The sequence below is a fragment of the Thermus thermophilus HB8 genome (assembly GCF_000091545.1).
GTDB lineage: Bacteria > Deinococcota > Deinococci > Deinococcales > Thermaceae > Thermus > Thermus thermophilus.
In genome coordinates this window covers 724484-747337 of the sequence record NC_006461.1, presented here as the reverse complement: position 1 = coordinate 747337, position 22854 = coordinate 724484, and the positions used below count along the sequence as shown (strand labels likewise).

20 protein-coding genes and 1 riboswitch are annotated in these 22854 nt (G+C 68.3%); of the genes, 10 read left to right on the top strand and 10 right to left on the bottom strand.

Annotation, left to right across the window (positions count from 1 at the left end; translation table 11 throughout):
• Genes TTH_RS04030 through TTH_RS04005 form a run of 6 tightly spaced genes read right to left on the bottom strand, consistent with a single transcriptional unit; the run spans position 1 to position 6494 of the window.
• The gene (locus tag TTH_RS04030; protein ID WP_011228191.1) at positions 1-2865 is read right to left on the bottom strand and encodes a hypothetical protein; all 2865 of its coding nucleotides are present in this window, start codon (positions 2863-2865) and stop codon (positions 1-3) included.
• Position 2866: 1 nt separating this feature from the next.
• Positions 2867-3340, bottom strand: a complete 474-nt coding sequence (locus TTH_RS04025) for a hypothetical protein (RefSeq protein ID WP_164926043.1) — start codon at positions 3338-3340, stop codon at positions 2867-2869.
• 11 nt (positions 3341-3351) lie between these two features.
• Positions 3352-4134, bottom strand: coding sequence for a fimbrial biogenesis chaperone (locus tag TTH_RS11680; RefSeq protein WP_011228189.1), 783 nt, complete (start codon positions 4132-4134; stop codon positions 3352-3354).
• A gap of 57 nt (positions 4135-4191) precedes the next feature.
• Positions 4192-4878: a hypothetical protein gene (locus tag TTH_RS04015; protein ID WP_011228188.1), complete on the bottom strand. Its 687-nt coding sequence runs from the start codon at positions 4876-4878 to the stop codon at positions 4192-4194.
• 11 nt (positions 4879-4889) lie between these two features.
• Entirely contained in the window at positions 4890-5633 is a 744-nt protein-coding gene (locus TTH_RS04010) for a hypothetical protein (RefSeq protein WP_011228187.1), read from the bottom strand.
• 51 nt (positions 5634-5684) lie between these two features.
• Entirely contained in the window at positions 5685-6494 is an 810-nt protein-coding gene (locus tag TTH_RS04005) for a hypothetical protein (RefSeq protein WP_011228186.1), read from the bottom strand.
• A 169-nt stretch (positions 6495-6663) separates the two neighbouring features.
• Here TTH_RS04005 and TTH_RS04000 point away from each other — a divergent pair, with 169 nt between their 5' ends.
• The 3 genes from TTH_RS04000 (at position 6664) to TTH_RS03990 (ending at position 11856) form a co-directional block, all read left to right on the top strand.
• Positions 6664-8343, top strand: a complete 1680-nt coding sequence (locus TTH_RS04000) for a hypothetical protein (RefSeq protein WP_011228185.1) — start codon at positions 6664-6666, stop codon at positions 8341-8343.
• 119 nt (positions 8344-8462) lie between these two features.
• Positions 8463-10850, top strand: coding sequence for an endopeptidase La (lon, locus tag TTH_RS03995; protein ID WP_011172865.1), 2388 nt, complete (start codon positions 8463-8465; stop codon positions 10848-10850).
• Between the two features lie 4 nt (positions 10851-10854).
• Positions 10855-11856: a S1C family serine protease gene (locus TTH_RS03990; RefSeq protein WP_011228184.1), complete on the top strand. Its 1002-nt coding sequence runs from the start codon at positions 10855-10857 to the stop codon at positions 11854-11856.
• On the opposite strand, the gene TTH_RS03985 is transcribed toward TTH_RS03990, so the two are convergent.
• From TTH_RS03985 to TTH_RS03970, 4 genes are all read right to left on the bottom strand, one after another.
• Positions 11853-13166, bottom strand: coding sequence for a TRAP transporter large permease (locus TTH_RS03985; protein ID WP_011172863.1), 1314 nt, complete (start codon positions 13164-13166; stop codon positions 11853-11855). The two genes, TTH_RS03990 and TTH_RS03985, sit on opposite strands and share 4 nt — an antisense overlap.
• On the bottom strand, positions 13156-13668 hold the full coding sequence (locus TTH_RS03980) for a TRAP transporter small permease subunit (RefSeq protein ID WP_011172862.1): 513 nt from the start codon (positions 13666-13668) through the stop codon (positions 13156-13158). The genes TTH_RS03985 and TTH_RS03980 overlap by 11 nt, the downstream gene beginning before the upstream one ends.
• Positions 13669-13672: 4 nt before the next feature.
• Positions 13673-14758: a TRAP transporter substrate-binding protein DctP gene (gene dctP, locus TTH_RS03975; RefSeq protein WP_011228183.1), complete on the bottom strand. Its 1086-nt coding sequence runs from the start codon at positions 14756-14758 to the stop codon at positions 13673-13675.
• An 82-nt stretch (positions 14759-14840) separates the two neighbouring features.
• Positions 14841-15833: a P1 family peptidase gene (locus TTH_RS03970; protein ID WP_011228182.1), complete on the bottom strand. Its 993-nt coding sequence runs from the start codon at positions 15831-15833 to the stop codon at positions 14841-14843.
• Positions 15834-15878: 45 nt separating this feature from the next.
• Between TTH_RS03970 and TTH_RS03965 the strand changes: the two genes are divergently transcribed.
• The 7 genes from TTH_RS03965 to TTH_RS03935 all read left to right on the top strand — a co-directional run bounded on the left by TTH_RS03965 (position 15879) and on the right by TTH_RS03935 (position 22812).
• Positions 15879-16940, top strand: coding sequence for a class II aldolase/adducin family protein (locus tag TTH_RS03965; protein ID WP_011228181.1), 1062 nt, complete (start codon positions 15879-15881; stop codon positions 16938-16940).
• Positions 16937-18028 (top strand): zinc-dependent alcohol dehydrogenase, encoded by a 1092-nt coding sequence (locus tag TTH_RS03960; protein ID WP_011228180.1) that lies wholly within the window; start codon positions 16937-16939, stop codon positions 18026-18028. Before TTH_RS03965 ends, TTH_RS03960 begins: the two co-directional genes overlap by 4 nt.
• A 1-nt stretch (position 18029) precedes the next feature.
• Positions 18030-18734 (top strand): SDR family oxidoreductase, encoded by a 705-nt coding sequence (locus TTH_RS03955; RefSeq protein ID WP_011228179.1) that lies wholly within the window; start codon positions 18030-18032, stop codon positions 18732-18734.
• 9 nt (positions 18735-18743) lie between these two features.
• Positions 18744-19154, top strand: coding sequence for a SufE family protein (locus TTH_RS03950; protein WP_008632164.1), 411 nt, complete (start codon positions 18744-18746; stop codon positions 19152-19154).
• A gap of 58 nt (positions 19155-19212) precedes the next feature.
• Positions 19213-19349: riboswitch (SAM riboswitch) on the top strand.
• A 137-nt stretch (positions 19350-19486) separates the two neighbouring features.
• Positions 19487-20752: an O-acetylhomoserine aminocarboxypropyltransferase/cysteine synthase family protein gene (locus tag TTH_RS03945; protein WP_011228178.1), complete on the top strand. Its 1266-nt coding sequence runs from the start codon at positions 19487-19489 to the stop codon at positions 20750-20752.
• A complete protein-coding gene (gene metX / locus TTH_RS03940; RefSeq protein WP_011228177.1) occupies positions 20749-21891 on the top strand; it encodes a homoserine O-acetyltransferase MetX in 1143 nt (380 codons plus the stop codon). The genes TTH_RS03945 and metX overlap by 4 nt, the downstream gene beginning before the upstream one ends.
• A gap of 9 nt (positions 21892-21900) precedes the next feature.
• Positions 21901-22812 (top strand): DUF72 domain-containing protein, encoded by a 912-nt coding sequence (locus TTH_RS03935; protein ID WP_011172854.1) that lies wholly within the window; start codon positions 21901-21903, stop codon positions 22810-22812.
• Positions 22813-22854: the final 42 nt, after the last annotated feature.

The window sequence follows — 22854 nt, the reverse complement described above, 5'->3', positions numbered from 1 at the left end:
CTATTCCCGCACGCGTATCCGGGCGGTGTGGGTTAAGGTCCCGTCCAGGTAAAGCTCAAGCTGGTAAATGCCCGGAGTTCGGGGGGCCAAAAGGCTTCCCCAGTAGGTGAGGTCGTCCGCCCTCTCCAGCGGAACGACCAGGGGCCCGAGGCGCACCTCCACCCGGCTGGCGCGGCGCAGGAGGCGGGCCTCAAGGCGCACCTCCTCCCCGGGGTCCAGAAGGGCCGGGGTCGCGCTAAGGGTGGCCAAGGGGCCGGGGCGGATGGGAAGGAAGGCCGAGGCCTCGGCCACTTCTTCCCCCCGGAAGGCCTTCACCCGGATCTCCACCCCTCCCTTCCCCTCCACGGGGAGGTAAGCCCCGTAAAGCCCTTCCTCCAGGAGCTCGAGGGGGTAGGTCTTACCGCCGAACTCCGCCACCACCCTTTCGGGCTTCCCCTGCACCTTTACCCTTAAGGGAAGCTCGGCCCCGGGAGGGAGGACGGAAGGCAGGGGTTCAAAGACCACGCTCAGGCTCTCCTCGGTAAGGGTCTTCACCACCTCCCGCACCACGGGCCTGGCCGCCAGGTAGACCTGAGGCAAAGGCCCGGGAACCAAGTCCAGCACCACAGGCTCCCCCGGCTCCTGGAAGCGATCCATGCTCTTGGGATCCAGGCTCAGGGTGTACCGGCCCGGCAGAAGGCCTCCCACCGTGAAGTTCCCCCGGCCATCGGCGAGGGCGGTGCGGGCTTCGGGACCTCGGAGGAGCACCCGGGCGTAAGGAAGGAGGGGTTCATCCTCGTCCCGCTGGCCGTTGCGGTTCTCGTCCAGATAGGCCTGGCCCTGGAGGCCTGCGACGGACTCCACGGGGAGGTCCAAGGGAACGGCCTTGCCCCGCTCCACCCGCACCTCCACCTGGCGGCGAAGGGCCAGGCTGGCCTCGAGGCCCCCCACTTCCAACCGGTACGTCCCCGGGTAAAGCTCCAGGCGGTATCGTCCCTGGTTGTCGCTGTGCACCTCCTGCGCCCCCACCCTCACCCGGGCGCCAGGAAGGGGGGGCTCGTCCAGGTTGCGCACCCCGTCCCGGTTGCGGTCGTGGAAGACCACCCCCTCCACATACCCCGTGGCCCGGCCCCCGAAGGCCTGGACCACCTCCTCGGGGGTGTTAAACCCCCCCTTGAGCTCCACCACCCCGAGGGCCTGCCAAGAGAACTCCCCCGGGCGGTACTTCCCGGAAAGGCCCAGGCCCAACCCATGGGGAAGGCGGTAGAGGAAAGCCCCTTGGGCTTCAGGAAGCCTCCTCTCCAGGTCGTAACCGAGCCGGAGGCTCCCCTCCAGGTCCTCAAGGCGTCCCTCCCCCGCCAGGACCAAGGTGCGCCCCGTGGGGGTGAGGCTGAGGCCCCCGCGGACACCGAAATCCCGCTCCCGATAGGCTACGTAAAGGGTGGCGGAAGTCCCTTGGGGTTGGTAGGCCAGGCCGCCCCCCACCTCCAGGCCGTCCAGGCGTACCCGGAACCCCCCATCGGCCGTGACCCCACCTTGGTAACCCAGGCCCGCCTGCAGACTGAGGGGAAGGGGGAGGGGGCGGAAGGTGAGGCCGAACCTTCCGCCCACGCCCTGGCCTGCCCGTACGGTGAGGTTGGCCCCCACCTCCTCCGTGAGGGTGGCCCTTCCCTCCAGGCTTCCTTGCCAAAGCCCGCCCTGGTAGGCCACCTCTCCTTTGAGGCCCCAAGGCGCCTGGGAGCGGGTCGCACCCCCCAGCCGGAAAACGGGTTCCCCCAGGTACTCCAGACGGCCCGAAAGGCTGAAGACCCGGTCCTCCAGCTTGGCCTCGAGGCCCCCTCCTGCGCGCACCTCCTCCGGGCTCGTCCGCCGCCTAAGGGCAAGGTAGGGGGTGAGGGCAAGGCCCCCCTCGCGAACCGTGTACCCCAGGTCCAGACGCTGGGACAGGCCGCTTAAGGCCAGGCCCAGACGGATGGAACCCTCCTGGTAGAGGGCACCGAAGGTGGGGGCCACGGCGCCGAAGGCGTAGTAGGCCTGCAAGGGGCCCCACTCCCCCTCGAGGCGCAGGTAGTCCCCATACCCGCGGAAGCCCAAGGCGAAATCCTCTCCCCTCAGGAAGGCCTCCCCCTTCACCCCCTCCTGGCCCCACTCCAGACCGGAGGCCAGGCCCACGTAGTCGGAGAGGCCTCCGGAAAGCCCTAGGGCCACGGCGTAGCCCAGGCTCCCCCCACCGTAGGTGAGGCGCAGGCCGAAGCGGTAGCGGAGGGCATGTCTGCCCAGGCTTTCCGCCCCCGCGAAGGGAAGGATGATGGTCTCAATCACCCCGTAGGCCCGCACGCTTGGATCCAGGCCGGAGTAGGCCAACACCGTGGCCGTGTCCCGGTTCCGCCCCGTGAGCCTAAGCTCCAGGACGATCTCCTTGGTCTCCCCCGGCTCCAAGTCCACCAAGGCACTTCCCAAGCGGTAGGGAAGAAGGGTGCGCACCTCGAGGCGCACCCGGTCCGGGGCGTTCCCGGTGTTTTGCAGGAAGAGGGTGTAGGTGAGGCTCTCCCCTTCTACCCCCGTGCCTCCCGGCGGGACCTTCAGGCTCAGGCCCGCCTCGGGGAGGACCCGGACCCGCACCTCCCGGCTCGTGCGGGCGTCCCGCACCCGCACCACGTACTCCCCGGCCCGGGCCTCCGGGCGCACGAGGAAGTTGAGAAGCCCCTCCTCCTCCACTTCCCCCGTAAGGGGCAGAAAGGCCTCGGGGGCCTCGGCGGTGAGGGTACCCTCCCCTCGGACGGGGATGGAGAGAAAGCCCCCCCGCCTGACCTCGAGGGCATCCGGGGCCTCGAGGGCCCAGGCGAGGGCCACCGTCCAAAGGAGAAACGCCCAAGAGCCGCGCATTCTAAAGCCGGCTTAGGGTGAAGACCAAGCTTCCCCGGTAAAGCCCCGGGGCCTCCTGCCCCGTGAGGACCAAGCGAAACTCCAAGAGGTGGCGCCGATACCCCCCGGAAGGCCCGCTTCCCGTGAGGAGAACCGTGCGGGGCCCAAGGGGCATCCAGGGACCGCCATCCACCCGCACTTCCAGCTGGCTCGGAGAGAGGAGCTTCCCCCCCTCGGCAATGAGGGGCTCGGCCAGGACCTCCACCGCCCAACCCCCCTCCAGGTTGCTGAAGACGCTTAAGGTAAGGGGGCCCCGAGGGCTTGTAGGAGCGTAGGCATAGGGAAAGCTCGGCGGGGGGTAGGCCCCCTGCGCCAGATCAAAGACGACCTCTTCCGCGCTCAGGGTGAGGGCGCTTCCCTCCGGGAGGTTCACCCCCACGGGAACCTGGGCCAGGGCCAGGAGCCCCGTCCAAAGGAGCCAAAACCACCTGGGCAAAGTCCACCTCCTCAACGCACTTCCAACCGCGCTTCCCCAGCGATGAGGCTCGCTTCCCCGTAGTCCAAGACCGCCAGGACCACGTAGCGCCCGGGGGAAAGGGGCTTTTCCAGGGGAGCGGGGACCTCGTGGGTGGCCCCGGGGAGGCTTGCGGTTTCGGGTACGAGGGCCTGGGCCACCACCTTCCCCTGGGCGTCCCGCACCTCCACCCGCCCCTTCAGGCGCAAGACCCCGTTGCCCGTGTTCTGGAAGACCACGCGAAGGACCGCGCCCTCCCGGCCCGAAGGGGGCTGGTAGCGCACCCCCTGGATGCGACCGGAGCGGACCACCCGGCCCACGTCCACGTAGACCACGTGCCCCACCCGGGTGCGCACCCGGATGCCGATGCCCCCTCCCTCCTGCCGTTCCTGGGCCGGACCCGACTCAAAAAAGATGATCCCCCAGTAGGTTCCCGCCTCGGCGTCCGGGGGCACCTGCACCGTGTAACGCACCTCCTGGCTGGCCTGGGGCTGGAGGAGGAACTCCAGGGGGGTCACGGAAAGCCAGCGCGCCAGGCTACGGGGGTGGCTTCCCGGGTCCAGGTAGAGGGGGGCCCCGTCGGGCTTCAGGAGGACATCCGAGAGGACCACGCTCACCCTTAAGGTGCCCTGGCGGCCCGGGTGGTCCACCACCACCGTCTGGGTGGCGCTGGCCCCCGGGGCCAGGGGCAGGAGCACCCGGGGAGGGCTTACCCCCACCCCGGTCTGGGCCTGGGCCAGGGAGAGGAGGAGGGCTAGGGAGAGGAGTTTTCTCATGGCCGGAGTTTAGCGGGAAAACCCCCCGGGGGAAAGCCCCCGGGGGGGCAGAGGGCCTTAGAGGGCGGCGAGCTGGAAGAGGAAGTTGAACTCGTAGGTGCCCGCCACTTCGCTTCCGTCAAACCAGAAGGCCTCGGTGATGAGGTCGTCCAGCCAGCCGGGGAGGCGCTCGCCCAGGACCTTGAGGAGCTCCAGGGGGTCGCCGTCGTCGTTGACCCCGGGGGTGATGGCCACAAAGCGGCTATGGCCGATGTACGGCGCCTCGTCCAGTACGCCGAGCTTGCCGTAGGTGGAGTTGCCCAGGGTGCGGGTCACCTTGAGGTCCAGCTCGCAGCCCTCCCTGTTGTTGCAGAACTTCTGGAGGACCTTCTGGTTGAGGCAGATGAGGGTGCCCTTCTCTTCGTCCGAGATGCTCCCGTCGCCGTCAAGGTCCTTGATGGCGGGGTAGGTGTCCATGGGCTCCAGCTCGCCCGCCAGGGCGTCGTTGACGGCGTCCTCGAGGCTACCCGAGTAGCCCTTGGGCACGAGGAAGCACCCCTCACCGGTGGACACATCGCCCAAGGGAGGGCTATTCAGGTCCAGAATCCACTCGTCCTCCGTGAGGTGCAGGGCCACCCGCTGGGGGATGGTGAGGTTGATGCGCTGGGTCACACTGGCCTCATCCGCCCCCACGTCCACCTCGTCCGCCAGGGCCGCCCCCAGGAGGAGGGCCAGGGCGATCAGGGAAAGGAAGTACTTCTTCATCGCTCACCTCCTTACAAGCCCGCCAGGGTGAAGGTCACGTCAATGGTGTAGGTGCCGTCCAGCTCGGAGCCGTCAAACCAGAAGCCCTCCACGATGAGGTCGTCCAGCCAGCCGCCCGTGGGGCCGTCCCCCGAGGCCACCACGTGGGGCCCGGAGGGCAGGCTGTTGGTGACGAAGCCCCCCATGGGCATCATGCTGATGAAGTCGGCCAGGCCGAAGTAGCCAAAGCCGCTCGCGGGCGTGCCCGTGACGCTCACGGAGAGCTGCCAGCCTTCGGGGTCGTTGGAGAACTTCTGCAGGGTCTTGTGGTTCACGCAGATCAAGGTGCCCTTCTCGTCGTCTTCCAGCTTGCCGTCCCCGTCGTAGTCCTTGGCCGCCGGGTAGGCGCCGATGGGCCTGAGCACCCCTCCGCTCCCCAGGTAGCTGGCCAGATCCGAGAGGGTCTTCACCGCCTTGGGCACCAGGTAGCACCCCTCGGCGGGCGGCTGCGGATTGCTGGGGTCATAAACGTAGTCCGAAGGCGCTTCCGCAGGATCATTCAGGTCCAGGTTCCACTCGTCCTCCGTGAGGTGGAGGGCGTAGCGGGGCGGGATGATGACCTTCACCTTCTCCTTCACCGCCGCCTGGTCGTGGTTTTCGTCGTAAAGCTCCTCCACGTCGCCATCCAGGTCCCCTTCCGAGGGGAAGCCCACCTGGGCCATGGCCACGCCTGCCGCGAAAGCCAGGGCCAACAGCCAGAGGATGTGCTTCTTCATGGTCCACTCCTTTCCGCGTACGTTGCCCGGTCGCCTAAAGCCTAAAGCCGCCTACAGGAGGGTCAGGGTGTACACCAGCTGACCCTCGTACTCGCCCGGCACCTCGGAGCCGTCCAGGCGGAGCTTGATCCCCAGGGTCACCGACTGCCAACCGCCCGGGTGGTCCAGGACCTCCTCCAGGAGCACGCCCCCCCGGGGCCCCGCGGGGGCTGGGCAGAGGTGGGAAGGGGGGCGGTCCCAGTCCGGGTGGTAGGCCAGGCACTTCCAGTGGGGCGTGGGGGGCACCCCGCCCCGGCCCGTGAGGATGGAGTGGACGGCGAAGTGGCTCGCGTCCAGCACCGCCCCTTCCGGGCTCGTGGGCTCCACCGCGAAGGCCACCTCCAGGGCCCAGCGGGGGCTTTGGGTGAAGACGTGAAGGCGCATGGAGGGGTGAACGAAGAACTGGGGGAAGCGCTTGGACCCGGGGACGACCCGCCCTTCCCCGTCCAGGCGGTAGGGGGGATAGGGGCGGCCGTCCTCGTCCAGGAAGCGCCCGTCCCCGCCGTAAAGCCCCGCGCAGTGAGGGGGCACGGGCCCCAAGGTGGCGCAACGGAGGTCAAAGACCACCACCGGGTCCCGCAGGCAGAGGCTGGGGTCCAGGGGGTTCCTCGGGCAGTAGGGGGGCTGGGCCGGGCTTCCCCCGCCCCTTCCCGCCCAGAGAAAGCGCCCTAGGCTCCCGCCGGGACCGAGATCCGGGCCCTCTAACCACATGGCCGCGCGCTCGGGAATCCTGACTTCTATCCGCACCGTGGCTTGGGGGCCCACCGCTCCCAGGAGGAAGGGCAGGAGCGCCGCAAGCCCTAGGGCCCCAAGCCTTTTCATCCCCCTCTCACCTCCCTTCCAGGGCGAGGGTAGGCCAGGGAGCGTGAAGGCAGCGTGAAGGGGGTTCGGTCATTTTTCACAGGGGTTTGACAGACGAGCGTTAAACTGCATGGCGAGAGAGCTAAGGGTTTTCACGCTTTTTTAACGCTGAGCTTAACGGAGGTGGCCCATGGTGCCGGTGCGGCTTCCCCTTTTCGGCCCTTCTCGGGCGGAGGGCCCCATGGGGCCTCTGCCCCTGAGGCGGAAGGCCTTGGGGATCCTCTACTACCTGGCCCTGGAAGGCCCTACGCGCAGGGAGAGGCTTGCGGACCTCCTTTGGGGCCACAGGGTCGCCCTGCAAAACCTGCGGTCCGAACTCACCCACCTCCGCTCCTTCTTCGGAAAGGAAGCCTTCCGGGGCCCCGTGCTCACCCTGCCCCCTGGGGTGGAGCTGGACCGAACTCCCGGGAGCGGGGAGGCCATGGAGGGGCTCGAGGACCTCTCCCCCGCCTTTGCCGACTGGGTGTACGGGTGGCGGACCCGGTTAGCCCCCGGGGAAGAGGGGACGCCTTTCCCCAAGCGCCTGGAGGCGGTGCGCCCCCCTGCCCTGGTGATCCTCATCGGTCCCCCAGGTTCGGGGCAGGAAAGCCTGGCCCAGGCCCTTGCCCAAAAGCTCGGCCTTCCCCTGCGGCATGGCCTGGGCGAAGGCGCCGGGGTCTTCTACCTCTCCGAGCCCTTTCCCCCCAAGGAGGTGGGCCTCGCCCTGAAACCTCTTCCAGGGCGGGTTCTGGTGGTGGCCCGTTCCAGCTTCGGGGAGGACCCTTCCTTTCTCCTGGCCCTCAGGACCCGCTTTCCCGCAGAGGTGACCGTGGTGGAGCAGGTACCCTGCCTCTCCTGGCGGGAGGCGGTGGGGGGGCCTCTACGCCATCTGCCCTTCGCCGAGGCCGCCCGCTTCTACCTGCGAAGCGGCGGCCGGGTGGAGGTTTTGCGGGAACTCCTAGCCATGGGAAACCCCGAGGCCCTTCCCCAGCGGGTGCGGGCCATGGTGGCCCTCGAGGCCCGCCACCTACCCTGGGAAGCGCGCAAGGCCCTAGAGGTGCTGGCCCTTCACCCGGGACCTTTCCCCGAAAAACTGGCCTGGATCTTGGGATACGGGGAAGCGCTGGACGAGCTGGAGCACCGGGGCTGGCTCCTCTACTGCGAAGGCAGGTACCGCTTCAGCGAGCCCCAGTTCCGCCCTTACTTGACAGCGGGGTTCGGGGAGGGGGAGCGCTGCCGCCTGCACGCCCGCTTGGCCGAAGCCTGGGAAGCCCTGGGAGATCCGGTGGCCGCTGCCTACCACCGCTTTTATGGAGAAAAAGGAGAAGCCCTCAAGGCCGCGCAGCTTGGAAGCTGGCGCCAAGCCCTGGCCGCCCACCCAGGCCCTAACGTCCCTCTGCCCCGGTCCCGGGTGCGCAAGGGGAAGAAGCGGGCATTGGAAACAGAGGAAATACACCTCGTCTCCTTCCAGGGCGAAGTGGCGGAAGCTGTACTGGAGCTGGAAGAGCCCCTCCTCCTCCATCTACAGGGGGAGGTGTACCAAGAACTTCCTTTGGGGCTTGGGGCCAACCTCGAGGCTTTTCCCTTCCGGCTTAGAAGCTTAAAGGGGGAAGGGGCTGTGTACTTTCTCCCCCGCGCCAACCCGGGGTATTATCCCTGGGGCGCGGTGCTCCCCCAGGAAAACCTGGACCACGAGTTTCTACTCCGCCCGGGACAGTACCTACTAGAGCTAGGGACCCCAGGGGTAGTCTCCCTACGCCTACAAGCCTGGGAGACCGCTCCAGGAAACCAAGAAATCCTCGTACCCCTAGAGATGACCGAGAGCCTCTAAGCGTTCTCCCGTAGGGACCAATCCCCTCCGCTGGCGGCCGCGGTCCCCGGCCAAAGCCTGAACGCCCATTGTGCCCCGGGGTGCCTTTGTTTCCTGAAAGGGGGGTATCATAGGGGCAGATGAAGGACTTTCTGCGCCTAGAACTCCCCGTGCTCCCTCTCCGGAACACCGTGGTCCTCCCCCACACCACCACCGGGGTGGACGTGGGGCGCCTCAAGAGCAAGCGGGCGGTGGAGGAGGCCCTCTCCGCCGACCGGCTCCTCTTCTTGGTGACCCAGAAGGACCCGGAGGTGGACGACCCCGCCCCGGAGGACCTTTACGCCGTGGGCACCCTGGCCGTGGTCAAGCAGGCCATGCGCCTGCCGGACGGCACCCTCCAGGTGATGGTGGAGGCGAGAAGCCGGGCCCGGCTCCTCTCCTACGTGGCCGCCCCTTACCTCCGGGCCGTGGGCGAGGCCATCCCCGAGCCTCCCCTAAAGGATCCCGAACTCGCCCGGGTCCTGGTGAACGAGGTCCAAGAGGCCTTTGAGCGCTACCTGCAGAACCACAAGACCCTGCGCCTGGACCGCTACCAGCAGGAGGCGGTCAAGAGCACCCGGGACCCCGCCATCCTGGCGGACCTCGTGGCCCATCACGCCACCTGGACCCTGGAGGAGAAGCAGACCATCCTGGAGACCCCGGAGGTGGAGGAGCGCCTGAAGCGGGTGCTGGCCCTGCTCCTCCGCGACCTGGAGCGCTTTGAGCTGGACAAGAAGATCGCCGCCCGGGTCAAGGAGCAGATGGACCAGAACCAGAGGGAGTACTACCTCCGGGAGCAGATGAAGGCCATCCAGAAAGAGCTCGGGGGTGGGGAGGACTTCCTCACGGAGATAGAGGAGCTCCGCGAACGCATTGAAAAGAAGGGCATGCCCGAGCCCGTGAAGGAGAAGGCCCTCAAGGAGCTCAAGCGCCTGGAGCGCATGCAGCCCGGCTCCCCCGAGGCCACGGTGAGCCGCACCTACCTGGACTGGCTCCTCGAGGTCCCCTGGACCGAGGCCGACCCCGAGGTGCTGGACATCTCCGTGACCAAGCGGGTCCTGGACGAAGACCACTACGGCCTCAAGGAGGTGAAGGAGCGCATCCTGGAGTACCTGGCGGTGCGCCAGCTCACCCAGGGGAAGGAGGTGAAGGGCCACGCCCCCATCCTCTGCTTCGTGGGGCCCCCCGGGGTGGGCAAGACCTCCCTGGGCAAGAGCATCGCCCGGAGCATGAACCGCCGCTTCCACCGCATCTCCTTGGGCGGGGTGCGGGACGAGGCGGAGATCCGGGGCCACCGCCGCACCTACATCGGGGCCCTCCCCGGCAAGATCATCCAGGGGATGAAGCAGGTGGGGGTGGTGAACCCCGTCTTCCTCCTGGACGAGATTGACAAGCTCTCCTCCGACTGGCGGGGGGACCCGGCGGCGGCCCTCCTCGAGGTCTTAGACCCCGAGCAGAACCACACCTTCACCGACCACTACCTGGACGTGCCCTACGACCTCTCCAAGGTCTTCTTCATCACCACGGCCAACACCCTCTCCACCATCCCGAGGCCCCTTCTGGACCGGATGGAGGTCATTGAGATCCCCGGCTACACCCTCCACGAGAAGCGCGCCATCGCCCGCTACTTCCGCTGGCCCTTCCAGGTGAAGGAGGCGGGGCTTGAAGGGAGGCTGGAGATCACCGACCGGGCCATAGAGCGCATCGTCCAGGAGTACACCCGGGAGGCCGGGGTGCGCAACCTGGACCGGGAGCTCTCCAAGGTGGCCAGGAAGGCCGCTAAGGACTACCTGGAAAAGCCCTGGGAAGGGGTCAGGGTGGTGGACGCCGAGGACCTCGAGGCCTACCTGGGCGTCCCCAAGTACCGCCCCGACCGGGCGGAGAAGGAGCCCCAGGTGGGGGCGGCCCAGGGCCTGGCCTGGACCCCCTACGGGGGCACCCTCCTCACCATTGAGGCCGTGGCCGTCCCCGGCACGGGCAAGGTGAACCTCACCGGGAACCTGGGGGAGGTCATGAAGGAGTCGGCCCACGCCGCCCTCACCTACCTCCGGGCCCACCGGGAGGAGTGGGGGCTTCCGGAGGGCTTCCACAAGGACTACGATCTCCACATCCACGTCCCCGAGGGCGCCACCCCAAAAGACGGCCCCTCGGCGGGGATCACCATCGCCACCGCCCTGGCGAGCGCCCTCACGGGCCGCCCGGTGCGCATGGACATCGCCATGACCGGGGAGATCACCCTAAGGGGCAGGGTCCTCCCCATCGGCGGGGTGAAGGAAAAGCTCCTCGCCGCCCACCAGGCGGGGATCCACCGGGTCATTCTCCCCAAGGAGAACGCCGCCGAGCTCAAGGAGGTGCCCGAGGAGATCCTCAAGGACCTGGAGATCCACTTCGTGGAGGAGGTGGGCGAGGTCCTGAAGCTCCTCCTCCTCCCCCCTCCCCCACCCCCGGCGGTCCAGCCGGACCGCCCCCAGCCCGGCGTGGGCGCTTAGGACCATGGCCCGGCTCCGGCTAGGCCTCCTCGGGCTTCTCCTCCTCGCGGCCTTCCTCGCCTGGCGGGCCGCCCCTGAGGTCTTCTGGACCCTCCCCGCCGGGGCGGAGGGCGAGGCCCTGGAGCGGGTCTACCGGGAGGCCCACCCCGCCGTCTTCCGGGTGGAGGTGGCGGAAGGCCCCCGGGGCACGGGCTTTTTCGTGGGCAAGGACGAGGCCCTCACCGCCTACCACGTGGTGGCCGGGAAGCGGGAGGTCGTCCTCTACACCGCCGCGGGGACGCGCCTCAAGGCCCGGGTCGTGGGCTTTTCCGAACCCCGGGACCTGGCCTACCTGAAGGCGGAGGGGGAAGGCCCCAGGGCCCTCCCCCTGGGCCCCCTCACCCCTCCCCGCCCTGGGGAGGCCGTCCTCCACATCGGGAACGGCCGGGGCGAGTTCCTCGCCCCTAGGTACGGCCGCGTCCTCCGCCTCGAGGCCTCCCCCTCCCCCTTCCTTCCCCAAGGCCTTGTGGAAACCTCCCTCCCCCTCGCTCCCGGGGACTCCGGGGGGCCCGTCCTCAACCGGGAGGGGAGGGTCCTGGGGGTGGCCGTGGCCATCGGGGCCACGGAGGAGGGCTTCCGCGGCTACTTCACCCCCCTCTTCGGCTGGGAAAGGACCCTGGAGGCCCTCCGGGCGGGCCTCGAGGAGTCCTGGCCCTACCTGGGCCTGAGGGGGCCCAGGGGGCTCACCCCGGAGCTTGCCCGGGAACTGGGCCTGCCCCCGGGCGGGGTCCTGGTGGGCGAGGTGGTCCCGGGCGGGGCGGCCCACAGGGCGGGGCTTAGGGGGGTGGAGTCGGGCGGCGTGCCGGACGTGATCCTAGAGGTCAACGGCGTCCCCGTGAACGCCTTTGAGGACCTCCTCCGGGAGGTGCGCCGCTACAGGGTGGGGGACAGGGTCCGGCTCACGGTGCGGCGGGGAGGCCAGGTCTTCCCGGTGGAGGTGGTCCTCGCCCCCTTCCCCGGGCGCTAGCGGCCGTACACCACGCTCGGAAGCCAGGTGGCCAGCCCCGGGAAAAGCATCACCAAGGCCAGCCCCACGAGCTGGAGGAAGAGGAAGGGAAGGGCAGCTTTATAGATCGTCCCCATAGGGACCTGAGGGGCCACACCCCGCACGTAGAAAAGGGCGTAGCCGAAGGGTGGACTTAGGAAAGAGATCTGCATGTTCACCAGATAGAGGACGCCGAACCACAAGGGATCAAACCCCAGGTCCCGGATGATCGGCACAAAGACGGGCACCGCCAAGAGCAGGATCCCCACCCAGTCCAAGAACATCCCCAAGACGATGAGGATTCCCTGCATCAGGAGGAGGATGCCCCAGGGGGAAAGTCCCGTCCCCAGCAGGAGCTCGGAAACGTAGCGGTCCCCCCCTTGGGCGATGTAAAACCCCACAAAGGCGTTGGCCCCAAAGACGATCCACATCACCATGGCCGTCGCCTTCGCCGTCTGCTCCAGGGCCAAGCGCAAGATGGTCCAGGAAAGACGGCGGTGGATGGCCGCCACCACCATGGCCCCGAAGGCCCCGATGGCCGCGGCCTCCGTAGGGGCGGCAAGCCCCAGAAAGATCGTGCCCAGCACCAAAAAGATAAGGACCAAAGGGGACCATATGGACCGGAGCGCCCGCCACCGCTCGGACCAGGTGGGCGTTTCCTCCGGGCTCAAGCGGGGGGCCGCCTTGGGGTTCAGGAGGGCATACCCCACCGAGAAGAGAATGTACAACCCCGAAAGGACCAGCCCAGGGAAAACCGAGCCCAGGTAAAGCTCCCCCACGGACTGGTTGGCCACCAAGCCGTAGACGATGGCCAAGACGCTGGGGGGAATCAGGATGCCCAAGGTCCCCCCAGCCATCACCGTTCCCACGGCCAAAACCGGGCTATAGCCCCGGCGGAGCATGGAAGGGAGGGCCACCAGGGCCATGGTCACCACCGCCGCCCCGATAACCCCCACCATGGCCGCGAGGACGGTGGAGGCCACCACCGTGGCCACGGCCAACCCCCCCGGGATCCGGCCCAGCCACTTGTAGGCCACGTCAAAAACCTCCTCTATGACCCCCGATTTTTCCAGCATGGAGGCCATGAAGATGAAAAGGGGGATGGCGGCGAGGAGGTATTGGGTCATGTTGTTCCAGACCCGCTGGGGCACCAAGGCCAAGGCGTCGGGGCTCCAGAGCCAGGCGATGAAGACCACGGAAAGCCCCCCGACCAAAAAGGCCAGGGGGTAGCCGGTGAGGAGAAGGACAAAAAGGGCCCCGAACATCAGCCAGGTGAGGGTCTCAATCGGCATGGGCACCCCCGAGGAGGAAGGCGAGTTCGCGCAGGGCCAAAACCAGCCCTTGCATCAGCAGGAGAAGGGCCCCTAAAGGAATGGCCAGTTTAAAGGGGTAGATGGGGATCGCCTCGTTATCCAGAGCGAACTCCCGGTCCCGCCAGGAGGCCAGGAAGAAGTCCCAGCCGTAAAGGAGAAGCGCCCCGGCGAAGAGAAAGAGGAAGACGGAGCCCAAGAGGTTCACCGCCGCCTGGGCCTTCCGGGGCAGACGGCTGTAGAAGACGTCCACCCCTACATGACTCTTCTCTTTGAGGGCGTAGGCCCCGGTGAGGACGTAAAGGAGGCCGAAAAGAAGGGTGGAGGTGAGGTGGGCCCAGCGGGTGGGGGCATTGAAGAAATACCGCATGACCACCTCGTAGGTCAGGATGAGCACGCAGACCAAGGTGATCCAAGCGGCCAGACGCCCCACCCAGACCGCCACCGCCTCCACCCAGGAGAGCCAGCGCAGCAGGGCGTTCATAGGCCTAAAGGGAAAGCCCCTTGAGCTCCTCGTCCGTAACGTAGCCGATGCCCTTCATGTACTCCAGCTGGCTGGCGAAGGCCTCCCGCGAGTACTTGTCCATCTTGGCCCACTTGAACCAGATGGGGATGGCCAGACGGCGGAACTTGCGCACGTCCTCGTTAGACAGGCGGATGACCTCCACACCCGCCTGGCGGTACTTGGGCCAGGCCTCGAGGTTGGCCTTTTGAATCCCGGCGTAGTGAATCCAACTGTATTCGTGAACAGCGGCGATGAAACGCTCTTGCAAAGGCTTGGGTAGCGACCGCCACCGATTGAGGTTGATGGTGAAGTCCATAAGGTCCACCGGCTGATGGATGGCCGGGGTCTCCGGGGGCCCCATAATGATGTACTTGGCCACCTGGTGGAAGCCCAGATTGTAGTTGACCGCAGGCCCCACAAAGTCGGCCGCATCAATGACCCCACGCTCCAAGGCAGGATAGACCTCGCCTCCGGGTAGAAGGACCGTGGAGGCCCCCGCGGCGGCAAAGACTTCAGCAATCATTCCGCCCGGCACCCGCAGCTTTACCCCTTTGAAATCCTCAAAGCGACGGATCGGCTTTTTGGAGTGGATGATGTTCAAATCGTGTTGCACGGGGCCCACGTAGAAAAGCCCCTGCTCGGCGAAGGCCCTCCGGGCGATGTCCAGGCCGCCCAGGCTGTAGAACCAGGTCTCCCACTGGTCGGGCCGGTCCAAACCCAGGGCATAGGAGGAAAGAAAGGCCGTCACCGGCATCCGCCCCGCCCAGTAGAGGGTGAAGGGGTTCATCCCGTCCAAAACGCCCGTCTTCACCGCGTCAAACATGTCAAAGGTACCCACCACGGCCCCTGCGGGGAAGGGCTGAACCTCCAACTGGCCGTCGGTGAGCTCCTTAACACGCTCGGTGAACTTCTGGAACAGGGAATAGCCTACCGTGCCCGCATCCCAAGCGGTCTGGATGCGCCAACGGTAGCGCCTCGCTTGGGCCACCGCCAGAGGAGAAAAGGCCGCAGTGGCCGCCACCCCTACACCCAACCTCCTCAGAAAGGCGCGCCGCGAAACCCTTTTCATGTGGCTCCCCCTTTCTTTTGGGCCCCCTCATCACACCACGGCCTCCCCCAGGTTGTCAAGGCATGAAGGGGTTTTTCATTGCTTAAAATTCAGACGGACCCCCGGCCACCCTCTCCCTGTAGGCAAGCACCCCCGGCACCCCCTCCGCCAAGAGCACCCCCCGGGCGATGGCCCGGGCGAGGGCGTCAGCGGCGTAGGCCCCAAGGCGGAGGAGGGTCATGGGGTCCACCCCTTGCCCGTCCCCCAGGGCCAGGGCGAAGACCAGGTCCCCGTCCAAAGGGGTGTGGGCGGGGCGGAGGGCCCGGGCGAGGCCGTCTTGGGCCATGATGGCGAGCCTTTTGGCCTGGGCCTTGGTGAGGGGGGCGTCCGTGGCCACCACCGCCAGGGTGGTGTTCTGGCCGAGGAGGAAGGGAAAGCGGTAGTCCTCGGGGCTTCCCCGGTAGCGGGAGAGGTCGGGGAGAAGCGCCCGCTCCTCCGGGGCGAGGAGGCCCTCGGCGTAGAGCCTCCCCGTGAGGGGGTCAAAGGGGCGGCCGAGGCTATTCACCGCGGCGAGGGCCATGACCCTAAAGCCCTCCTCCAGGAGGTAGCCCGCAAGGCCCACCCCGCCCTTCACCCCGCCCGCCACGGCCCCCGTGCCCGCCCCCACGCTCCCCTCGGCCACCTCGCTTCCTGCGGCGAGACAGGCTCCATACCCCGCCTCCGGGCCCGGGGGCCGGAAGGCCTCCCCCCGCCCCAGGTCGTAAAGCACCGCGGCGGGCACGATGGGCACCACGCCCGCGGGCGTGGGGAAGCCCTTTCCCCGCTCCCGGAGGTAGCGCACCACCCCGTCTGCGGCGGCAAGGCCCAAGGCGCTTCCCCCAGTGAGGAGGACCGCCTGGACCCGCTCCACGGTGTTCTCGGGGGCAAGGAGGTCCGTCTCCCGGGTCCCCGGGGCCGCCCCCCGCACGTCCACCGCCGCCACCGCCCCCTCTTCCGCCAGAACCACGGTGCACCCGGTGAGGGCCTCCCGGTCCGTGAAGTGGCCCACCCTAAGCCCGGGAAGCAAGGCCTCCTTTCCCCACAAGGCTTCCGCCATGGCCCCAGTATGGGGTAGGCTAGGGGCCAGGACAAGGAGGGCAGCATGTGGGAATACCTCATCCACGGCGAACCCACGCCCAGGCTCAAGCCTTTTCTGGAGGGCGTCGGAAAGGCCCTCGAGGCCCAAGGCTTCCGCCATAACCCCGAGTCCGAAGCCCCGAACCTCGTCCTCAACGCCATCACCCCGGAAAACCCAAGGCCCTACCGCCGCAGGGCCCAGGCCACCTTCGTGGCCTCGGTCCTGGAGCTTCCCGAGTTTCCCCAAGACCCCCTGCGGGAGCTTTACCCCTACCTGGTCCGGGCGCTTTCCAACGTCCTCTTGGCCTACGTGCCGGGCCAGGGCGTCAAGTTCCTCACCCTGGAGCTCGGCCACTACGGGGAGCCCGAGGGCAAGGGGTTCTACGAGCGGGTGGCGGCGCGCCTAAGGCCCATCGCCTGCAGCCGCCTCGTCATCAACAACATCTTTGAGCCGGACCTCGAGCCCGAGCTCTGGCAGGGGGACGAGCTCACGGAGAGCATGTACCGGGCGGGGAAGAAGCTCAAGGAGTGGGACCTCCTCCCCGCCCCCTTCCCCATTGAGGAGATCCTCCCCCCCGAGGACCTGAGGCACGTGAAAAGGCTCTACGGCATCGGGGGGCTCTCCTACGGAAACCTCTCCGTGCGCAAGGACGAGAAACGCTTCTGGATGTCGGCAAGCGGGGTGGACAAGGCGAACCTCCGGGAGATCGGCCGGGACATCCTCATGGTCAAGGACTACGACCCCGAGCGAAACGCCATCCTCCTCTCCGTCCCTCCCCATGTGGAGCCGAGGCGGGTGAGCGTGGACGCCATTGAGCACTGGATGATCTACCGGGAGCACCCCGAGGTGGGGGCCATCCTCCACGTGCACGCCTGGATGGAGGGCGTGCCCGCCACCGCCTTCAACTACCCCTGCGGCACCTACGAGCTCGCCCAGGCGGTGGCGGATAAGGTGAGGGAGGCCCCGGACCCCGCCCGGGCCGTGGTGGGGCTCAAGAACCACGGCCTCACCATCACCGGAAGAAGCCTGGACGAGATCCTGGAGCGCATAGAGGGCAAGCTCATCCGCACCGTGCCCATGGCATGAAGGCCCTCCTCTACACCCCATCCCTCCCCCGCTTCTTCGGGGCGAGGCTTCTCGGTAAGCGCTTTCCCAGAAAGCTCCTCCCCCTCAGGCTCGCCGAGGTCCCCCTCCCCGAACGGGAAGGCTTCCTGCGGGTCCGGGTGCGCCTAAGCGGGGTCTGCGGCTCGGACCTCGCCCTCCTCTACGGGAAAAGCCCCCCCTCCCTAAGCCCCTTCTTCTCCTTCCCCGCGGTGCTGGGCCACGAGATCCTGGGGGAACACGAGGGGGCTCTCGTGGCGGTGAACCCCCTCCTCGCCTGCGCCGACCGGGGGCTTCCCCCCTGCCCTAGGTGCCAGGAGGGGGAGGAAGGGCTTTGCCAGAACGTGGCCGAGGGCCCCTTGGCCCCGGGGATGCTGGGCTACAACCGGGACCTCCCCGGGGGATGGGGGGAGTGGGTCCTGGCCCGCCCGGAGAGGCTCTACCCCATCCCCCCAGGCGTCCCCGAGGAGCGGGCCGTCTTCGCCGAGCCTTTGGCGGTGGTCCTGAGGGGCTTAAACAAACTCAAGCCCTGGCCTGAGGAGGTCCTGGTCCTGGGGATGGGCACCATCGGCCTCCTCGCGGTCAGGCTCCTACGGGCCCTGGGCTACGCGGGAAGGCTTCTCGCCGTGGCCAAGTACCCCCACCAGGCGGAAAGGGCCAAGGCCTTCGGGGCAGACGGGGTCTACGGGAGCGCGAAGGAGGCCCTTTTGGCGCGGGCCCGGCGCTACCGCTACCTCCTCTTTGAGGGCCATAGGGGCGGGTACGAGGCGGTGGTGGAGGCCTCGGGAAGCGGCCGGGGCTTCCGGGAGGCCCTCGCCCTCGCCCGGGAAGGGGGGAAGGTGCTCCTCCTGGGAGCGCCGGGGCTTGAGGTTGTGGACCTCTCCCCCTTCTGGTTTAAGGAGGTGGCCCTTTGGGGGAGCTACACCTACACCCGGGAGGAGTTCCGGGAGGCGGTGGGGCTTCTCCCGGAGCTAGAGGGCCTGGAAAGCCTGGTGGGGGGCGTCTACCCCCTGGAGGCCTGGCCCGAGGCCCTTGTGGCGAAGGGGAAGGCCCTCTTCCGGCCCAAAGGGTAGGATGGAGGGCATGAAGGGCGCCGTCCTCATCACGGGAGCGAGCCGCGGCATCGGCGAGGCCACCGCCCGCCTCCTCCACGCCAAGGGGTACCGGGTGGGCCTCATGGCCCGGGACGAAAAGAGGCTCCAGGCCCTCGCCGCCGAGCTGGAGGGGGCCCTACCCCTTCCCGGGGACGTCCGGGAGGAGGGGGACTGGGCCCGGGCCGTGGCCGCCATGGAGGAGGCCTTCGGGGAGCTTAGCGCCCTGGTGAACAACGCCGGGGTCGGGGTGATGAAGCCCGTCCACGAGCTCACCCTGGAGGAGTGGCGGCTCGTGCTGGACACCAACCTCACGGGGGCCTTCCTCGGCATCCGCCACGCCGTCCCCGCCCTCCTGCGCCGGGGCGGGGGCACCATCGTCAACGTGGGGAGCCTCGCGGGGAAGAACCCCTTCAAGGGCGGGGCCGCCTACAACGCCAGCAAGTTCGGCCTTTTGGGCCTCGCCGGGGCCGCCATGCTGGACCTCCGGGAGGCGAACGTCCGGGTGGTGAACGTCCTCCCGGGCTCCGTGGACACCGGCTTCGCCGGGAACACCCCGGGCCAGGCCTGGAAGCTTAAGCCCGAGGACGTGGCCCAAGCGGTCCTCTTCGCCCTGGAGATGCCCGGGCACGCCATGGTGAGCGAGATTGAGCTCCGGCCCACCCGGCCCACGTCCGGCCCGCGGTAAGGTGGAGGCATGGTGCCGCCCAAGCTCAAGCAGGCCCTGGAGCTTTTCAAAAGCCTTCCCAAGGAGCTCCGATCCCAGGTGCTCCTGGAGTACGCGGCCAAGGTCCCCCCGCCCCCACCCGGGGTGGAGCTGGAGAGGGTCCACGAGTGCCAGACGCCCTTCTTCGTCCACGCCGACGTGGAGGGGGGAAAGGTGCGCCTCTACTTCCACGTCCCCGACGAGGCCCCCACGGTCAAGGCCTTCGCCGGCCTCCTCCGGGAGGGCCTCGAGGGGGAAAGCCCTGAGGCCGTCCTGGAGGTGCCCCCAGGCTTCTACCGGGGCTACGGCCTGGAGGAGTTCTTTACCCCCTTGCGCCTGCGGGGCCTGGAGGCGGCCCTCCTCCGGCTCCAGGCCCAGGTGCGCAAGGCCTTGACCTCCTAGGCCGGAAAGGCTACACTTGGGGCTAACCGCGCCGGGGCGCGGCGAAAACCAGCCCGTTCTCTTATCCAGAGCGGTGGAGGGTACGGCCCTGTGAAGCCGCGGCAACCTCCCGCCCCTTCCGTTCCATGGCCGGATGCGGGCGGGGCTGGTGCCAACGCCGGCCCGGGCGGGGGAAACGCCCGGGGACGATAAGAGAGGGGGGTAAGCGCCACGCCCAACCCCTTCTTGGCGAGAGAACGGACGCCGGGAAGGGGCTTTTTTTGGCCCCTTCAAGGTTACACCCCTGCGTGACCCAAATGCCCCTGGCCGGGACTTTGGAAAGGAGGCCAAGGATGAGGTTTGAGACCCTACAGCTCCACGCCGGTTACGAGCCCGAACCCACCACCCTAAGCCGCCAGGTCCCCATCTACCCCACCACGAGCTACGTCTTCAAAAGCCCCGAGCACGCCGCCAACCTCTTCGCCCTCAAGGAGTTCGGGAACATCTACTCCCGCATCATGAACCCCACGGTGGACGTGCTGGAAAAGCGCCTCGCCGCCCTGGAAGGGGGGAAGGCGGCCCTGGCCACCGCAAGCGGCCACGCCGCCCAGTTCCTGGCCCTCACCACCTTGGCCCAGGCGGGGGACAACATCGTCTCCACCCCCAACCTCTACGGGGGCACCTTCAACCAGTTCAAGGTGACCCTGAAAAGGCTCGGCATAGAGGTGCGCTTCACCTCCCGCGAGGAGCGCCCCGAGGAGTTTTTGGCCCTCACCGACGAGAAGACCCGGGCCTGGTGGGTGGAGTCCATCGGCAACCCCGCCCTCAACATCCCCGACCTCGAGGCCCTGGCCCAGGCCGCCCGGGAGAAGGGGGTGGCCCTCATCGTGGACAACACCTTCGGCATGGGGGGCTACCTCCTGAGGCCCCTGGCGTGGGGGGCGGCTTTGGTCACCCACTCCCTCACCAAGTGGGTGGGGGGTCATGGGGCGGTGATCGCCGGGGCCATCGTGGACGGGGGGAACTTCCCCTGGGAGGGTGGCCGCTACCCCCTCCTCACCGAGCCCCAGCCCGGCTACCACGGCCTGAGGCTCACCGAGGCCTTCGGGGAGCTCGCCTTCATCGTCAAGGCCCGGGTGGACGGCCTGCGCGACCAGGGACAGGCCCTGGGGCCCTTTGAGGCCTGGGTGGTCCTCCTCGGCATGGAGACCCTCTCCTTAAGGGCCGAGCGTCACGTGGAAAACACCCTCCACCTCGCCCACTGGCTTCTGGAACAGCCCCAGGTGGCCTGGGTGAACTACCCGGGGCTTCCCCACCACCCCCACCACGACCGGGCCCAGAAGTACTTCAAGGGAAAGCCCGGGGCCGTCCTCACCTTCGGCCTGAAGGGCGGGTATGAGGCGGCAAAGCGCTTCATCTCCCGGCTCAAGCTCATCTCCCACCTGGCGAACGTGGGGGACACCCGCACCCTCGCCATCCACCCGGCCTCCACCACCCACTCCCAGCTCTCCCCCGAGGAGCAGGCCCAGGCCGGGGTTTCGCCGGAGATGGTGCGGCTTAGCGTGGGCCTGGAGCACGTGGAGGACCTGAAGGCCGAGCTCAAGGAGGCGTTGGCATGAGCGAGATCGCCCTCGAGGCCTGGGGGGAGCACGAGGCCCTCCTCCTCAAGCCCCCCCGCTCCCCCCTCTCCATCCCCCCGCCCAAGCCCCGCACCGCCGTCCTCTTCCCCAGGCGGGAGGGGTTCTACACGGAGCTCGGGGGGTACCTCCCCGAGGTGCGCCTCCGCTTTGAGACCTACGGGACCCTCTCCCGCAGGCGGGATAACGCCGTCCTCGTCTTCCACGCCCTCACGGGGAGCGCCCACCTGGCGGGGACCTACGACGAGGAAACCTTTAGAAGCCTCTCCCCCCTGGAGCAGGCCTTCGGCCGGGAAGGGTGGTGGGACAGCTTGGTGGGGCCCGGGCGGATCCTGGACCCCGCCCTCTACTACGTGGTCTCCGCCAACCACCTGGGAAGCTGCTACGGCTCCACCGGCCCCCTCTCCCTAGACCCCCGCACGGGCCGCCCCTACGGGAGGGACTTCCCTCCCCTTACCATCCGCGACCTGGCCCGGGCCCAGGCGAGGCTTCTGGACCATCTGGGGGTGGAGAAGGCCATCGTCATCGGGGGGAGCCTCGGGGGGATGGTGGCCCTGGAGTTCGCCCTCATGTACCCGGAGAGGGTGAAGAAGCTCGTGGTCCTGGCGGCCCCCGCGCGGCACGGCCCCTGGGCCCGGGCCTTCAACCACCTCTCCCGCCAGGCCATCCTCCAAGACCCCGAGTACCAGAAGGGCAACCCTGCCCCCAAGGGCATGGCCCTCGCCCGGGGGATCGCCATGATGAGCTACCGGGCCCCCGAGGGGTTTGAGGCCCGCTGGGGCGCGGAGCCCGAGCTCGGGGAAACCTACCTGGACTACCAGGGGGAGAAGTTCCTCCGGCGCTTCCACGCCGAGAGCTACCTCGTCCTCTCCCGGGCCATGGACACCCACGACGTGGGCCGGGGCCGGGGCGGGGTGGAGGAGGCCCTGAAGCGCCTCAGGGCCATCCCCTCCCTCTTCGTGGGCATTGACACCGACCTCCTCTACCCCGCCTGGGAGGTGAGGCAGGCGGCCAAGGCGGCGGGGGCCCGCTACCGGGAGATCAAAAGCCCCCACGGGCACGACGCCTTCCTCATAGAGACCGACCAGGTGGAGGAGATCCTGGACGCCTTCCTCCCGTAGACTGGGGCCGTGGCCGAGATCCGCGTGGGCACGGCCAGCTGGACCGACCCCACCCTCCTCGCCTCCGGCTGGTACCCCCCCGGGGTGAGGAACCACCCGGAAAGGCGCCTCCGCTACTACGCCCAGCACTTTGATACCGTGGAGGTGGACAGCACCTTCTACGCCCTCCCCCGCCTCGAGGTGGTGCGGAAGTGGGCGGAGAGGACCCCTGAGGGCTTCCTCTTCCACGTCAAGGCCTACTCCGCCTTCACCGGGCACGGCCTCGAGGCCAGTGCCCTCCCCAAGGACCTGCAGGCCCTCCTCCCCCAAAAGGAGGGCCACCTCTCCCAGCGGGAGGTGCCGGAGGAGGTGGTGGAGGAAGCCTGGAACCGCTTCTTTGCGTCCCTCGCCCCCTTAAGGGAGGCAGGGAAACTGGGCTACCTCCACTTCGGCCTCCCCCCCTGGACCGAGCCCAAGCCCCGGAGCTTCCGGTACCTGGAGCGGCTGGCGGAGAGAACCCAGGGCTACCTGGTGGCCGTGGAGTTCCGCAACCCCAGGTGGTACACCGCGTGGGGCTTTGTGAAGCGGGAGCTCATGCGCCTCGGCCTGGCCCACGTGAGCGTGGACGCCCCGCCCCACCCCGAGGCCCCGCCCAGGGTCTTGGAGCCCACCCGGGAGGTGGCCGTCCTCCGCTGCCACGGGAGGAACGCCGAAACCTGGAAGGGGCCTCACCAAAAGCCCTACGAGCGCTTCAACTGGCGCTACTCCGAGGAGGAGCTTTTGGACCTGGCGGAGGCCACCCGCACCCTGGCCGCTCAAGCGGAAAGGGTCTTCGTCATCTTCAACAACAACTACGGCACCCAGGGGGTGGAGGCCGCCTTGGGACTCAAGCGCCTTTTGGGTCTTGGGAAGCCTCCCTGGGCCGAAGGGCCATTTTCTTAGACCAAGTCCAGGACATTTGTCCCCGGGACCGCCGCCTAGACT